Annotated in this window: 13 protein-coding genes; 3 read left to right on the forward strand and 10 right to left on the reverse strand. The window is 40.1% G+C overall.

The genetic code is table 11. The annotated features are described in order from the left end of the window. Window positions 1-4 precede the first annotated feature (4 nt). From F9K23_08970 to F9K23_08985, 4 genes are read right to left on the reverse strand one after another with little or no spacing between them, the layout of a single operon-like run. Window positions 5-1,429 (reverse strand): hypothetical protein, encoded by a 1,425-nt coding sequence (locus F9K23_08970; GenBank protein ID KAB2916230.1) that lies wholly within the window; start codon window positions 1,427-1,429, stop codon window positions 5-7. Further along, window positions 1,429-2,091: a CBS domain-containing protein gene (locus F9K23_08975; GenBank protein KAB2916231.1), complete on the reverse strand. Its 663-nt coding sequence runs from the start codon at window positions 2,089-2,091 to the stop codon at window positions 1,429-1,431. Before F9K23_08975 ends, F9K23_08970 begins: the two co-directional genes overlap by 1 nt. Then, window positions 2,091-2,870: an abhydrolase domain-containing 18 gene (locus F9K23_08980; GenBank protein ID KAB2916232.1), complete on the reverse strand. Its 780-nt coding sequence runs from the start codon at window positions 2,868-2,870 to the stop codon at window positions 2,091-2,093. Before F9K23_08980 ends, F9K23_08975 begins: the two co-directional genes overlap by 1 nt. 39 nt (window positions 2,871-2,909) lie before the next feature. Next, window positions 2,910-3,509, reverse strand: coding sequence for an aminodeoxychorismate/anthranilate synthase component II (locus tag F9K23_08985; protein ID KAB2916233.1), 600 nt, complete (start codon window positions 3,507-3,509; stop codon window positions 2,910-2,912). Between the two features lie 117 nt (window positions 3,510-3,626). Between F9K23_08985 and F9K23_08990 the strand changes: the two genes are divergently transcribed. Then, a complete protein-coding gene (locus tag F9K23_08990) occupies window positions 3,627-6,140 on the forward strand; it encodes a YfhO family protein (protein KAB2916234.1) in 2,514 nt (837 codons plus the stop codon). 50 nt (window positions 6,141-6,190) lie between these two features. Here the strand turns inward: F9K23_08990 and F9K23_08995 are convergent, their stop codons facing one another. Beyond that, window positions 6,191-7,465, reverse strand: coding sequence for a glycosyltransferase (locus F9K23_08995; protein KAB2916235.1), 1,275 nt, complete (start codon window positions 7,463-7,465; stop codon window positions 6,191-6,193). An 84-nt stretch (window positions 7,466-7,549) separates the two neighbouring features. On the opposite strand from F9K23_08995, the gene F9K23_09000 reads away from it, so the two are divergent. After that, a complete protein-coding gene (locus F9K23_09000) occupies window positions 7,550-8,248 on the forward strand; it encodes a hypothetical protein (protein ID KAB2916236.1) in 699 nt (232 codons plus the stop codon). Between the two features lie 37 nt (window positions 8,249-8,285). Here F9K23_09000 and F9K23_09005 read toward each other — a convergent pair whose 3' ends face one another. Continuing rightward, the gene (locus tag F9K23_09005) at window positions 8,286-9,296 is read right to left on the reverse strand and encodes a T9SS type A sorting domain-containing protein (protein KAB2916237.1); all 1,011 of its coding nucleotides are present in this window, start codon (window positions 9,294-9,296) and stop codon (window positions 8,286-8,288) included. A 5-nt stretch (window positions 9,297-9,301) separates the two neighbouring features. Next, window positions 9,302-10,333, reverse strand: coding sequence for a T9SS type A sorting domain-containing protein (locus tag F9K23_09010; protein KAB2916238.1), 1,032 nt, complete (start codon window positions 10,331-10,333; stop codon window positions 9,302-9,304). A gap of 111 nt (window positions 10,334-10,444) precedes the next feature. Here F9K23_09010 and F9K23_09015 point away from each other — a divergent pair, with 111 nt between their 5' ends. Beyond that, window positions 10,445-11,344: a hypothetical protein gene (locus tag F9K23_09015; protein ID KAB2916239.1), complete on the forward strand. Its 900-nt coding sequence runs from the start codon at window positions 10,445-10,447 to the stop codon at window positions 11,342-11,344. Here the strand turns inward: F9K23_09015 and F9K23_09020 are convergent. The 3 genes from F9K23_09020 to F9K23_09030 are packed head-to-tail and all read right to left on the reverse strand — an operon-like array spanning window position 11,333 to window position 15,069. Continuing rightward, window positions 11,333-12,283, reverse strand: a complete 951-nt coding sequence (locus F9K23_09020; GenBank protein KAB2916240.1) for a glycosyltransferase — start codon at window positions 12,281-12,283, stop codon at window positions 11,333-11,335. The two genes, F9K23_09015 and F9K23_09020, sit on opposite strands and share 12 nt — an antisense overlap. Further along, window positions 12,276-14,099, reverse strand: coding sequence for an asparagine synthase (glutamine-hydrolyzing) (gene asnB / locus F9K23_09025; protein ID KAB2916241.1), 1,824 nt, complete (start codon window positions 14,097-14,099; stop codon window positions 12,276-12,278). The genes F9K23_09020 and asnB overlap by 8 nt, the downstream gene beginning before the upstream one ends. Before the next feature lie 4 nt (window positions 14,100-14,103). Next, complete coding sequence (locus tag F9K23_09030) at window positions 14,104-15,069, reverse strand: class I SAM-dependent methyltransferase (GenBank protein KAB2916242.1); 966 nt, start codon at window positions 15,067-15,069, stop codon at window positions 14,104-14,106. Window positions 15,070-15,106: the final 37 nt, after the last annotated feature.

Raw genomic sequence — 15,106 nt, forward strand, 5'->3', positions numbered from 1 at the left:
CTTTTTAAAAGAGCATATTGTAGTGAAAAAATAAGCCCTTTTGTCCTTTGTTGTTAAAAGTGTATTCAACTTTAAATACCCTGTCGTAATAAGTTACTATGTCTATCCCTGCCCCTATGCCTCCCAAATAGCTGTTTGCAAAAGTATTGGTAGGTAAAGGATTATTATCGGTTACATAGCCTGCATCGTAAAAAGCTTTGGCAAATATGGTAATGGGTATGTTTCTGAATTTTTTTATCCCGCCGGTAGGAATGTGTATGGATTTGGGAGTAAGTATATTGTACAGGTAGTTGATTTTTCCTAAGGCAAAGTGCTGCCCGTCTATCACATAATATTCAAATCCGCGAACAAAGTATCCGTATCCAAGAGCTTTGTAAAGATTATAGGGCTGACGACCCGGACTTGAGTATTTTGCATCAATAGAGAATGATGCATAATGCCTGCCTGTTAGTTTTTTGTGGTAGGATGCCGTGATAAAAGCGTTGAACAGGTTTCGAGGTGAGTTTATGAAGAAATAATTACCCGCCTCTGCCGATAGGTACTTACCGTTTAATGGGTAATGTTTGTAATCAAGCATTTCATAAATATACCGATACCCTGCATAAAAGGTTTGCTGGCGTGTTTCTCCGTTTAAAAAGTAATCAGGGTTAACGCCTGCTTTGGCAACTGTATCGGCAATTTGCAATTGAGTATATTCTAAATCAATTAATTGCGATGAATATATTTTTTTTCTCAGACTGAAAGTAACCCCTGTTTTAAGGCGACGAAAGGATATTTTTCCTGTATCGTGAAAAAATTGTAGTTTATTATTTTGGGTGGCAAAACCCAGTTCTCTGTTGTCGGAGTAAGTGAAGTTAAGTGCTGCACCTATGGTAAGTGCTTTGTTTATATACGGGAAATTATAATCGACGGAAAACTTGCGGGTGTATCCTGCCTGTATGTTGATACGGATGGTTTCATTACGTCCCCGCAGGTTTGAGCGACGTATGCGTACCCCATAATTAAGGCGAGAAAGTTTGTTATCAGCCAGCCCCCATTGGTTAAAATTCCGGTCAGCAATCTCTACAATCGGTAGCACAAATAAGTACCACCGTTCTTTAAGGTAAATGGTAATGTGTGTTAGTCCCAAACTATCCGGCGGAGCTATTTGCATCTCAACCGAGTTAAATAACTCAAGGTCGAAAATCTGGCGAATGCCCTTTACTTTCATGGCGGCTAATTTGCTTGCTAAAAGTGTATCCCCACTTTTAAAATCAAGCTCGCGCAGTACAATGTAGTCTTTGGTTTTTTCGTGCCCTGTTAGTTTTACCGTTCCTATTACTAAAGTGCTATCAGCAACTTGTGCGCTAACTGTGTTGTTAGTTACCCAAAAAAGTAATGTTGTAAGTATCCCTACAAAACGAACTAATACAGAAGAGTGTATGGGCATCAAATATCGAGGTATTTCATCAAGGAGTCGAAACGGTTTTTCATGTCTTCCGTGTCATACTCTCGGTAATACGAGGCTACAATGGTGTATCCGTAACGCTCAAAAGTAGCCACCACCGATTTTATATCTGTGGTATTAAGTTTTATGTGAACCTGTAGTTGTGCGGGGGCGTCTTCCACCGTGTTTACATACAGGCTCAAAATTTTGGTGTTGTTATATTCTACAATGCGTGAAATTTCGCTCATAGAATAACTGATGGCGGGAAGCTCAAGCGTAATAATACTACCCGGCTGACTAAAGGCATTAAGCGATGCCATTTTATTAATCAGTTCTTTGGCGGATAGTATGCCTAAAAACCTATCGTTAATATCAACTACAGATACTACTGATGAGCTTATCTCGCTAAAAATGGTAATAATATCAAATAAGTGCTGGTTTTCGTACACTTTTGATACAACAGCACTGTTTGTTTTGGTTAAGATATTATCGTCAGGGTCGGCATCTAATAAATCTGATGCCGAAGCATAGCCTAAGTGTTTATCGCCATCAACAACGGGCAAAAAGGCAATATCGAACTCGTTCATCAAGTCGAGCGCTTTGCCGCACGAATCGGAAATTTTTAAGGGGAATAACCTGCCGGAAAGTAATTGCCCTGCAAGCATCAGCCTGAAATTGTTGATTTTTTGTACATCCGCGTTAAGAAATCATCCAAGATGCTGTTAAACTCTTCCGGACGTTCCATCATAGCTGCGTGTCCGCACTTATCTAACCAATGCAACTCAGCATTGGGCAATAATTGCAAAAACTCTTCAGCTACATCAGGTGGGGTGATGTTATCGTTTTTACCCCAGATAAGGCAAACGGGTACTTCTATTTTGCTTACTTCCTTGCGCATATTGTGCCTGATGGCTGATTTTGCCATAGCCAATATCTTAAGGGTTTTCATACGGTCGTTTGTTATTTCAAACACCTCGTCAACCAATTCTTTGGTAGCAGTAGCAGGGTCGTAAAAAGTATATTCTACTTTTTTCTTAATGTATTCGTAATCCCCTCTTTTCGGATAACTGCCTCCCATTGCATTTTCATACAACCCGCTGCTGCCTGTAAGCACCAAGCTGTGCATGTTGTGCTGGTTTTTTAATGAATATACAAGTGCTACGTGGCCACCCAAGGAGTTACCAAGCACTGTCATATTACTATAGCCTTTAAACTCTACAAATTCTTCAATAAACTTCGCTAGTCCTTTAACGCTGGTTGTAAGTACAGGCATATCGTAAATAGGCATCATGGGTATAACCACTTTGTATGAACCCGAAAAACGATCGATAACGTCTTTCCAGTTGCTAAGTGCCCCAAATAAACCGTGAAGCAAAAGCAATACCTCGCCTTCGCCTTCTTCTATAAATCTGTATTTACCTTCCTCTTTTAGACTGTAATCCATTGAACTCACTTTTTAACAATCAGCAAATATAATACTCGATTATACAAATACCATAGGTTTTGACGCCGGCACACAAGTTAACCAGTTTTTAAGCAATTCCATCCCGCTTTGTGTCAAAATTGCTTCGGGATGAAACTGCACCCCGTAAATGGGTAGTGTGTTGTGCTTAAGTGCCATTACCTCACCTTGTTGTGTATGGGCTATTGCAGTAATTTCAGCGCTTCCCTCCCACTCTACTATCAAAGAGTGATACCTGCACACTTGCATTGGTACGGGCAATCCTGCAAATAAACTGTCTCCTGCATGTAATACCTGTGATACCTTGCCGTGCATAGGGTAACTTGCTTTTATAAGTTTTGCGCCAAAAAACTCGGCAATAGCTTGGTGTCCCAAGCAAATACCTAAAATAGGTACGCTGGCGTGATACTCTTGTATTACTTTATTTAATATTCCTGCATCGGAAGGGCGACCCGGCCCCGGCGATATTACAATACCATTAAAGTTTATGCCGCTAAGCCCGCTGGTATCGGTCTCATCGTTACGTACCACAACGCATTCACACCCCAGTTGCTCAAAATAATCTTTGAGATTGTAGGTGAATGAATCGTAGTTATCCAACAATAGCAGGCGGTATTGCATCTTACTGTAAAATTATAGCCGGTGCAAAGTTTTGTAAAATAAAGCTTTAATACTATAATTACGGAACTTTAATTTTACTACGACAAGATACTTTAAACCACTCACAATCAAAACACTATGTTAAAGGAGTTTTTCATTAAAAACAGGCAGCACGTTATCATCATTGCGCTTTTCCTGGCAATATCGGTAATATACTGTTATCCCGTGCTTAGCGGTAAGGTAATGAACCAAAATGATGATTTGACTGCTAAAGCCCTAACCCGCGAGGCAGAAGAATATCATAAAAAAACCGGTGATTTTATTGGGTGGTCTAATACCATGTTCTCGGGTATGCCTGCGTCTGTGGGTTATACAGGTCCTTCAAACTATTCAATCCAACTTATTTATGCCTTCGCTAATGCCTTTGACGGATTTTCGTTTGATGTAATTTTTTGGTGCCTTGTGGGTATGTATATCCTGTTTTGTGCCTTGGGCATTACTCCTTGGCTGGGGGCATTGGGTAGCTTCATATTTGCCTTTTCAACATTTAACATACTAAGTCTTGAAGGCGGACACGTTCAAAAGACTTTTAACATAGCCCTTGTGCCTCTTTTGTTAGGCGGTATCTATCTTATTTTTCAAAAAAGGTATGTGTGGGGGTTTATTGCTGTAGCCTTTGGTGTTAACTACCAAGTGGGGCTATCGCATTATCAAATTACCTATTACGCTGCTTTAGCAGCAGCCGTGCTTTGCATTTATTACGGCATTGTATGGCTTAAAGAGAAAGAATTTAAGGCCTTGGGTGTTGCCATTAGCTTATTGCTATTGGGTGTGATTTTGGGAACACTTCCCAACCTTACGCTACTGAATACTTATTATGCTTCACATGAAACTACTAGGGGCGGTGCATCAGAACTTACCCAACCCGCAGGCACTAAAGGTGCTCCTGCTGAGGGTGAAGCGAACGGTGCAGGTCTTGATTTTGATTATGCAACACAATGGAGCTACGGTTTGGGTGAAACTTTTACCCTGCTAGTACCCGATGCTTACGGTGGTGCTGATAACGCTGTAGTTGACCGAAAAACAGGAAAGCCTAAGAAAGGCAGTGAGACTTACGACGCTTTGCAACAAAATGTGAAAGATAACAACGAGTTTAATCAATATATACAAATGGCCAGCTCGTATTGGGGAGACCAGCCTTTTGTGGGTGGCCCGATATATTTTGGAGCTATTGTGTGCTTTTTGTTTGTGATTGGAATTATCGCTTCTAACCGTAAAGAAAAATGGTGGATACTGGCTCTTACCGTATTGTTTTTGTTTTTAGCATGGGGGCGCCATTCGGTTATTTATGAGTTGTGCTTTAATGTGCTGCCTGTGTTTAACAAATTCCGTACTCCATCAATGGCGTTGGGTATTGTGCAAATAGGTGTAAGTCTATTGGCAATACTAGCTATCACGGCTATTGTAAACAATGAAAATAAAGACAAACTGGCTAAAATTGTATTGTACACCGGCTTGGGCTTTGGTGCTTTGTTGCTGATAATGATTATGGCTCCAAGTATGCTGTTCGGGTTTGAAAGTGCTAGGGAAGCTAGTATGCAATTGCCCGATTGGTTTACCAGTGCTTTGGTTAGCGACCGCGAGGCAATGATGAAAAGTGATGCTATTCGTTCGTTAGTGTACATAGCTCTTGCCTTTGGGTTGATTTGGGTGTATTTAAAAGGCATGATTAAAAGCAGTACTGTATTTATGATTGCTATTGCGGCGCTGATTGTGCTTGATTTATGGAGTGTGAATACACGCTACCTAAACAAAGACAACTTTGTAAAACGTAAGGATTATAAATACAAAGCTACTGAAGCCGATAACGCAATATACCAACAGGCTCAACAAGAAGGCTTGCTGCACTACCGTGTATTTAATGTTACCATTAACCCTACTCAAGATGCGCGTACCAGCCAACTACACCGTTCAATCGGCGGGTATCACGGTGCTAAATTGCGTAAATACCAAGAGTTGTTAGATTCTCAGTTGTATAAAAACAATATGGCTGTTTTATCTATGCTTAATACCTCGTATTTGTTAGTAAACGGACAAAACGGACTACAACCTCAATTACCTCCTGTTCAACCTATGGGTAACGCTTGGTTTGTGCGTGAGGTGAAACGAGTGGAGAATGCCGATAAGGAGATGGCTAGTTTGAATGTTGACAGTGCTTATGTTTTTGACCCTGCTAAAACGTTGGTGGTACAAAACAAAAACTTGCCTGACGGGCTGAAAAACTTTAACCCGGCTTACGATTCAGCTGCACAGATTAAATTGGTGAACTATGCACCGCATATTATGAAGTATGAATCGAATGCTAGCAGCGACCAAATGGCGGTGTTCTCAGAGGTGTTTTACGAACAACCAGACGGCGACGGCTGGAAAGCATTTATTGATGGCCAACCTGCTGAACATTTCCGCGGAAACTATGTGCTACGTGCAATGAAAATACCCGCAGGAAAGCACACTATTGAATTTAAATACGATGCCTCAAAAGCACTGGGCAGGGTAAAGCTGTCGTTTGTGTTTTTTGTACTACTACTTGGTGTGAGTATTTTGGCTATTTATCTACGCCGTAAAGGAAAACTAAAAGCTTTAGAACAATAATAACCCGTTGGGTACGATATAAAATAAGGGGGTATGGTTTCCGTATCCCCTTATTTATTTAAAAGACTTTGGTATAGTTGGGTAACCTTTTGCGCAATTACAGGGTAAGAATAATTTTCTACCGCCTTGTTACGGGCGTTTTCTTGCAAACGTTGCACGGCTTGTGTTTCCTTCAACACATAGTTAATTCCTTCCGCTAAATCATCCACACTCTCGTAATCGGCCAAGTATCCGTTGTGCATGTGTTGTATCAAGTCGGGTATCCCGCCTACCTCAAATGCAACGGACGGAACTCCGCAGCTCAAGGCTTCCATTATAGTATTGGGTAGGTTCTCTTCAAGGCTGGGCAACACAAAAACATCGCTGGCATTGTAAAAATCTATAATGCGTTCCTCGTCGTTCAAATAGCCTGTAAATGTATACTCAAAAGGTAAATCAAGGTTCACATCGGTTTTAGCCTCCCCCATTACCAATAGTTTTATTCGTTTGCTCCAATCGGGTTGTTTTACTTTAAGTTTCCAAAGAGCTACCCGCAAGTATTCAAATCCTTTGCGTACATCGCTAACATTAGCCGCTACAAAACTGATACACAGTGTCTCGTTATCTAACCCAAATTTTGCCTTTGCATCGGCTTTGTTATTAGGTTTATAAACTTCCGTATTGATGGGATTGGGGATTACTTCTATCCGTTTATCGCCTAATAAAGAGCTTTTGCGGGCTCTGGCAGCTAACCAATTACTACAAGCTATGAACGTTAGGTCTAAATCATTGTATGTTTTCTCTTTCTTTTCATGCACAGCAGATGAAACATCACTTTCGGATGGATTGCGCAAGTAAAAACAGTTACCGCATTGTTTTTGGTAGTTTTCGCACTCGCGACTGTGATGGCAACCGCCCGTCATAGCCCACATATCATGCATAGTCCACACAATGGGTTTGTTCAGTTTTTTTAGCTTACGAATACCTTTCAATGAAAGAAACCCATTGTTTATCCAATGCAGGTGAACAATATCGGCTTCTTTCACCAACGGGAAACTAGATATATCTAAACCCATGTTAGCCGTTGAAAACCTAAAACGGTCGGCCTTATTTTTTACCTGAAATGCAAACCATATTTTTTCCCACGCTAAACGGGTAAGGGCAATTTTTTTGCCCATAGGGTTGTTGGCTATCACGTGTACGTTTTCAAACCTGTCAGTAGCGGTTCCGTGCAAATACACTAATTGCGATTGCACTTCGTTACCGCTGTTTAATGCCTCATGTAAACGGTATGCAGCAACCCCCGCCCCGCCTTTATCAAACGTATTTAGTTGTGTGGTTTTCATCAAAAATTATTACAACTTAAAGTTTACATTGATTTGTCAAAAAAAAGAACGCAATATTGCATACAATAACAAATAAAACCATAGATGTCGAATAATATTCCATACTACTCTATCTTATCCTCAGAGTTTATAAACACCTTAAAGGGTCATGCCGTGTTTGAATTAACAAGCAAATTTGGTCGGACTTTTTTAAGCCGTAAGCCGCAGCCAAAAAAAGATGCTGAAAAAAACTTACTAAACTTAGGCGCCGGAACACTTTATTATGATGGATGGATTAATGCTGACTTCTTTTATTTACCAATAAAATTTTGGAAAAAAAGCAAATATAGAATCCCCGAATGGATGCTTGATTTGAGATACCCGTTGAATTGTGACGATAATTTCTTCGATGGGGTTTTTACAGAACATACTTTAGAGCATTTATACCCTTATCAAGTACTAAACCTACTTAAGGAACTTAACAGGACAATGAAAAGCGGTGCTTGGCTTAGAATTGCAGTTCCGGACTTAGAGAAGTATGTTAATTACTACGTAGGTAAAGAATCACATAAAAATTTCAGTGAAATGTGGCCAGAGAATAAAGCTGCTGCAATTCGCAATATCACACAGAACTATTTGCACATATCAACTTGGGATGGCGATTTATTAGTAAAGTTCTGCGAAATGGCTGGTTTTGTTAACGCGAAAAAGGTTGATTTTGGAATCGGAACTGATAAAACTTTAATAAAAGATGATTTAGGCAGAAGCTGGGAGACACTTTATGTGGAAGCACAAAAGGCATAATAATAAAATAAAAAGGGGGCTTTAGCCCCCTTTTTATTTATTGTACAGATATCCTTTGGCTTAAGAGTATTTCTTCAGAAACACTATCTAAAACCTGTGTAACATATAATCCTGCAGGTAATGCATCAATATTTATTACTCCAGTGTTATCTAAAGAGCTTTCAAGAACTTTTCTTCCTGTTAGGTCAAATATTATCACTTTAGTAGTTTCATATTTATACTCACCACTAACAAACAATTTATCGTTAGCAGGATTCGGGAAAACTTCAACTTTATTATTAGCGGCTTCAACATTTTTTATTGATGTATGTGTATTATTGTACAACGCAGTAATCTCTTGTTGATTCAACGCCCTGTTATATATCCTTACTTCATCAATCTTACCTTTGAAATATTGCTTTGAAGGTCCGGGAATTGCCATGCCAATACGTAGAGCAGAGTCTGAATATGCTAACGGGAAAGTCGCTTTTTCAAATTTTACCAAATTACCATCTACATAAACCCTCACGTTAGAATCTGATGCGTTCCTATCGTAAGTCCCTACCACATGTACCCAGTCATTAGTCTGAATAACCGCTGGGTCAATTGAAAATTGTTCGCTTGACGTATTTGCAACTCCAAATCCCCAATATTGATTTTGTCCGGGGCTACCTGCTCCGTACAACAAATATGAGTTGCCAGGCGAAGAATTATGTTTTAAGCGCTTACAAACAATAATATTCCATGAACTAAAATCAGTGGCATTAACCCATGCAGAAACGCTAACAGCGTCAACCGGTTCAATGGTTGGATCACTTTCAACCCTAACATAATCTCCATTGCCATTAAAAGTGTAGCACTTATTAGCATTATTCCACCTATCTGTTGTCAATGATGGTGTGCCTATGATTACTCCATCATTTCCGTTTCCGCTATAATCCTTCACGTCACCGTTAAACGGGTAATACGCCGCCAATCCCTGTCTTAGGTCAATTTGAGAGAAACCTTTGTCATACGCCAGCAAAGCAATAAAACTGAATAATACACTGAGGGTAATTTTTCTTTTCATATTTATTAATTATTGATAATGATTTTCTTAGTTGTAGAAGATTTGTCTTTGTCATTATAGAATTGAAAATAATACACTCCATTAGAAAGTGCATCAACGTTGATCATATTATTTTCTATACGTTCATTATAAAAAATTTGCTTTCCTGTGAAATCATAAGCACTAAAAGTGATATTTTCTATACTCTCACATTGAACAAAAAGCTCTGAACGTGCAGGGCTGGGGTATACTTTAACATCCAACTCTTTACTTGTTGCTTCTTCCACTGATTGAGTAAATTGTTGTTTACATAACGCATTTATCTCAACTTCATTTAATGCTCTATTGTAAATCCTGATTTCATCAAGTTTACCTTTGAAATATTGTTTTGAAGGTCCGGGAATAGCCATTCCGATTCTTAAACTTGAATCAGTATAGTAAATGCTACCCGAAGCCTGTTCTTGAGCAACCATTTCACAATCAACATATGCTCTAACATTTTGCAGTACCTGAGTATTATCACCCCCTGTTGTAGTTGCTGATGGTGATTTTTCATAAATCCCTACCAAATGAATCCATTTACCTGTTTGCGCTGTAGCATTATCAATTGCAAAATGGGTTTGGGTTTTACTTGACGCTATCCCGAACCCCCAGTTTTGAGGACTCCCCGCTGTTCCGGAGGCATAAAGAATATAAGAATTCCAAGGGCTTCCATTATGAACAGCACGTTTGCTAACTACAATATTCCACGAAGAAAAGTCTTCGCAGTATACCCAAGCGGCGATGGTCATTGCCGTATCGGGACGAAGTGTTGGGTGATCTTTCACCCAAATGTGGTCGCCATTACCATTAAACTTATAAGCACTATTTGAGTTGCCGTCTTTATCATTTACGAGAACAGGATTTCCTGATATTGTACCGTGGTTATTATTACCACTATGATCTTTCACATCGCCTGAAAAGGGATAATAAGCAACTAAACCCTGATTAAGATTAATTTGAGCTTTTGCAGAAAAAGCAAACGTTAATATACAAACTGCCAGAACAACACTTCTCATTATAAATTAAATAAAATTTCAGTAAAGATAATATTCAAAATCATTACCTTATAAGATACTTCCAAATTTTCGATAAAATCAATACATTTATTGATTGTACTTTTGCTATAAATGCTACGCACTCCGATACTATTTTTAGTTTTTAACCGTCCCAAGGAAACTGCTGTGGTTTTTGAGGCCATACGCAAAGCACAGCCTAAGCAGCTGTTTATTGCTGCTGACGGACCCCGTGCAAACAGACCAGATGATATTGATAATAGTGCTGCGGTGCGGGTAGTTTGCCAAAAAGTGGATTGGGATTGTGAAGTGAAAACTTTATATCGTGACCAAAACTTAGGATGCCGAAATGCGGTGAGTAGCGGCATTACTTGGTTTTTTGAGAATGTGGAGCAAGGTATTGTGTTGGAAGATGATTGTTTACCACACCCTGATTTTTTTACATACTGCGAGGCTCTGCTTGATAAATACCGCAATGATGAAAGCGTAATGCACATTGGCGGTAACAACTTTCAAGACGGGCTGAAACGTAGTGACGGAAGCTATTACTTTAGCAAAATCCCGCACATTTGGGGCTGGGCAAGCTGGCGCAGAGCATGGAAAAAGTATGACGTGAATATGCCCGCACTTGACAAGTTTATTGCTGAAAAGTCTAAACAAATTCCTTTTAAAACTACTGCTGAAAGGGCGTATTGGATGCAAACTTTCAAAAGGGTAAAGCGCGGAGAAATTAATACTTGGGATTATCAATGGACGTTTGCTTTGCTTAATAATAATGGAATGGCGATAACTCCTGAGGTTAATTTGGTTGAAAACATTGGATTTGGTGAGAGTGCTACCCACACCGGAAATTCTAACGACCGTTTGGGACAGCTACAAACCACCGGGATTATTCCCCTATTCCACCCAACACATATTGCAGTGAACCATGATGCTGATTTTTACTGGTATAAAAAGGTGATACCGTGGCAGCTGAAGTTGAAAAATGCTGTAAATTTTCTATTAAAGAAATAACGATTTTATTGCTGTAAGGATTAATGATAGCGGTGTGCTAAACACTGTTAACGGTTTTTTTAGTGCCATTCTTATCCAAGTTCTTCCTAAGTGTCTTTGCAAAGCCCGTTGGTTATATAATTTAACTTGGTTATTTTTTGATAAAATACTGCTGAACAACTTATTTACTGCCCTTACGTCCACTTTTTCTAATTGATTGGCACTGATATAATGGAAGTTATTCGCTTCGTATGGAGAAAGTTCTATGCCCAGTCTGTAAAGTTGCATTTGACGAATGCCGTATATCACCTCGTTAGACCGCTTAACCACTTCGGGTGATTTGGCTTGAATATCTATCCTGTAATCCAGCAATACTTCGGGAATGTTTGCCAACCTCAGCACTTGTGATGCACGTACCCACAAATCGTAGTCTTGTATTTTTTTAAGCTTGCTGTCGTACCTCAATCCATGCTTATCTAAGTCTCTTTTCCGCATCATCACTGTTGGATGTGCAATGGCTGAATTAAACAATAGCTTGCATTGTATTTCTTCGTGCTGAACAGGTGTTTTCCAAAGTCCTTTCCAATCGCCTGTTAAATTCACCCAACTGCCTGCTATTGCAACCTCCGGGTGAGCATCCATAAATGCTATCTGTCGTTCAAACCTGTTTGGGTAGCAAACATCGTCGGTATCCATTCTGGCAATGTATTCACCTGTACAAAGAGCTAATCCTTTGTTGAGTGATGCTGCTAGCCCCATGTTGGCTTCGTTGTGGTATATTTTTATGCGAGGGTCGTTATAGCTCTCAATAATTTCTATGCTATTGTCAGGGGTAGCATCATTTATAATTACCCACTCAAAATCACCAAACGTTTGATTCAATACGCTTTCAATGGCAGGCCGAATTAACTCTGCACTATTATATACTGCGGTAAGAACACTTATTTTGGGTTTAGTCATTGCTAAAGCTATGCTTCTCTACCCAAATGGCAAGGGTAAGTAATATCCAAGTATGGTAATTGTTTTTCTCGAAATACGGTTGGCATTTGGTATACTCCAGCAGGCTGTACATCTTATTGTTTTTATTGTACAGGTATTGCCTTTTTAGTTCTTGTACAGCAGGTATTTGCAGCCATTTGTTTACCGGTGCTCCAAACCCTTGCTTGCTGCGTTTACGGATACTCTCAGTCCACAATTGTCCCATTGCTTCACGAAGCAATATCTTATCGTTGGTACTGTTTACTTTTAATGTATAGGGCAACGCGATACAATACTCGGCAAAATCAACATCTAAAAACGGGGCACGAAGTTCAACGCTGCTGGCCATGGCTGCCCTGTCAGTTTTTACCAATATATCACCGGGCATATAATCCTCGATATCAGCCCGCATACCATCGTCGGGAGTATTATTAGGCTTGAATGAGAATGAAGGTTTTACGGCCTTGTCTTTAAGTCCTATAGCGGCTATTTCGCTATCACTAAAATAGGTGTTGTGTTGAGTATGGGCATTTAGCAGGCTGCCATATTGAGTATTGCGAATGCCTGCTTCGTATTTTTTGGCGTCAATCCCCAAGCCCAGTTTACGAGATAGTTTTAACCCAAGTTTTATTGCAGGGATAATGGCCTGCGGGGTTTTACCCCCTTTCATCATCTCTAACAATATTTTGTATGAACCATAACCGCCCAGCAACTCATCGCCTGCATCGCCAGTAAGTATTACCGTTAAATGTTCCTTCGCAAGTTTAGAAATAAGGTACGTAGGAATGTTTGATGAATCTGCAAAGGGTTCATCATAAATATCCTGCATCTTTAGCAGTAAATCAGCTATGTCAGCTTCCCGTTGTTGAAGCTCAATGTGATGCGTATTGTATTTTTGGGCTATTTCACGGGCAAACGGTAATTCATCAATGCTATCACCAAAGCCAAACGAAATAGTTTTAATCCCCTCTTTGTATTTGGCAGCAAGAGCTACAATGGTGCTTGAGTCCAACCCTCCGCTTAGAAATGCACCAACGGGTACATCGGCTACCAATTGCTTTTTTACCGCATCATCTAACAAAAAAGTAAATCGTTCGGCAACGTCTGTCAGCTTTTGCGAATCACCAACTTCAGGCAGATGCCAATACCGTTCGGTGGTTATTTTTTTGGTTTGAGGGATGTATTCTAAAGTATGTGCCGGTGGAAGGGTAAATATATTTTTATATATGGTTTTGTGAGGATGTATGTATAAGTGTTTAAGGTAGTGCGCCAAGCTATCTTTATCCAACACAGGCTCTACCAACCCCGAAGCCAAAATGGCTTTTATTTCTGAAGCATATAAAAACTCTCCGCCTTTGCCCATGGCATAGTAAAACGGTTTCTCCCCAAAACGGTCGCGGGCACAAAACAACGTTTGGTTGTTATCGTCCCAAATAGAGAACGCAAACATACCGGGCAGGCTTTTCATCATTGCTTTGCCTTGCTGTTCGTAGAGTGCAATCAGCAGTTCAGTATCGCTATCGTTTTGGTAGTTGTAATGGGTTTCTTGTCGTAACTTTTTATAACCGTATATCTCCCCGTTAAAAACGATACCTATGCTCTTATTGTGGTTAAACATGGGTTGCCAACCGCCCTCCAAATCGACGATACTGAGGCGACGATGTCCTAAAACGCATCGGTCATAGGCATAATGTCCGTCGCCATCGGGGCCGCGGTGCGCTATGGCACCGGTCATCCGCTTTACTGTTGACTCGTATTCTGCTGCATTATCAGCAACTATTCCGGCAATCCCACACATGGTTTTAGCGAATTCCGTTTACAACAGGGCCCCACCAATCCGAGGGTTCAATATTTTTGTAGTTGTTTTCTTTAAACCACATAAATACTTCGTAAGGGGTATGCCCTGATTGGTAACTTGGGGTAATGCTATCAAACGTGTCTAATATGCTCCACTTAAAATCTTTTAAAAGAAAGAAAGGGAAAAAGCTGTTTATCAACGTTCTTGTCCAAGGGAAAAGCCCCATTGGAAAGAACACAATATTTACAAAATAGGTATAGATAAGTGGAGGATAATGACCAAACACCGGCCATAAAAACTTGAACACTTTACGCCAAAACTTTACTGCGGGTAAATCGTAATACCCCCCTTGACCGTAAACGGCACAAGCTGTCCAGCCACCTTCCTTTACTGACTCAGCTATTTGTGAAAACCCTTTTTTAGGGTCGGGAGTATGATGCAGCACACCAATAGTAAATGCTCCGTCAAAAACACCCTTTTTAAACGGCGGAGCCAAAATATCACCTTGTACAATTAGCACATCAGGGTCGTTTGCAAAGTTCTTGCGGGCCGCTTCTACAGCACTGCTGTAATCCAATCCCACTACTTTTGCTCCTTTTATTCTGCCTGTTTCCACAAACCTGCCGGGGCCGCAACCGTAATCAGCAATAAGTTGTCCCTTTAAATCCCCTTTTTTATTGGTGATTTTCTCCCACATTGATTGTGTATAGCCTTCGTATTTCTTCCCTTTATTTTCGCTGTCAAATTGCACTTTGCTCCATTTATTCCATTGCCAGCCAAATGATTTTGCATAGTTTTCGTTGGCGTTATAGCCGGCAAAACGTGGCACTCCCCTCACAATAGGGTATGTGTTTGATTTTGATACTAACTCTCCTTCTATCACAAAACCGTTTTCTTCTTTGGTAATTTTCAGTTCAAAGGCTTCTTGCGTTTTAGGGTCACACAAAATGTCTAAATACGATGGGTGCATCTTATAGTTCTAATTTTAAAGGGCAAATGTACATTTT

It is taken from the genome of Bacteroidota bacterium, from assembly GCA_008933805.1.
Classification (GTDB): domain Bacteria; phylum Bacteroidota; class Bacteroidia; order UBA8524; family UBA8524; genus SB11.

Excerpts from the sequence above, each read along its gene's own strand:
- asnB (KAB2916241.1), bottom strand. The coding sequence starts at position 14,099 with ATGTGTGGGATTGCCGGAATAGTTGCTGATAATGCAGCAGAATACGAG.
- F9K23_08985 (KAB2916233.1), bottom strand. The coding sequence starts at position 3,509 with ATGCAATACCGCCTGCTATTGTTGGATAACTACGATTCATTCACCTAC.
- F9K23_09015 (KAB2916239.1), top strand. The coding sequence starts at position 10,445 with ATGCTACGCACTCCGATACTATTTTTAGTTTTTAACCGTCCCAAGGAA.
- F9K23_08970 (KAB2916230.1), bottom strand. The coding sequence starts at position 1,429 with ATGCCCATACACTCTTCTGTATTAGTTCGTTTTGTAGGGATACTTACA.
- F9K23_08980 (KAB2916232.1), bottom strand. The coding sequence starts at position 2,870 with ATGGATTACAGTCTAAAAGAGGAAGGTAAATACAGATTTATAGAAGAA.
- F9K23_09020 (KAB2916240.1), bottom strand. The coding sequence starts at position 12,283 with ATGACTAAACCCAAAATAAGTGTTCTTACCGCAGTATATAATAGTGCA.
- F9K23_08975 (KAB2916231.1), bottom strand. The coding sequence starts at position 2,091 with ATGCTTGCAGGGCAATTACTTTCCGGCAGGTTATTCCCCTTAAAAATT.
- F9K23_08990 (KAB2916234.1), top strand. The coding sequence starts at position 3,627 with ATGTTAAAGGAGTTTTTCATTAAAAACAGGCAGCACGTTATCATCATT.
- F9K23_09030 (KAB2916242.1), bottom strand. The coding sequence starts at position 15,069 with ATGCACCCATCGTATTTAGACATTTTGTGTGACCCTAAAACGCAAGAA.
- F9K23_09005 (KAB2916237.1), bottom strand. The coding sequence starts at position 9,296 with ATGAAAAGAAAAATTACCCTCAGTGTATTATTCAGTTTTATTGCTTTG.
- F9K23_08995 (KAB2916235.1), bottom strand. The coding sequence starts at position 7,465 with ATGAAAACCACACAACTAAATACGTTTGATAAAGGCGGGGCGGGGGTT.
- F9K23_09000 (KAB2916236.1), top strand. The coding sequence starts at position 7,550 with ATGTCGAATAATATTCCATACTACTCTATCTTATCCTCAGAGTTTATA.
- F9K23_09010 (KAB2916238.1), bottom strand. The coding sequence starts at position 10,333 with ATGAGAAGTGTTGTTCTGGCAGTTTGTATATTAACGTTTGCTTTTTCT.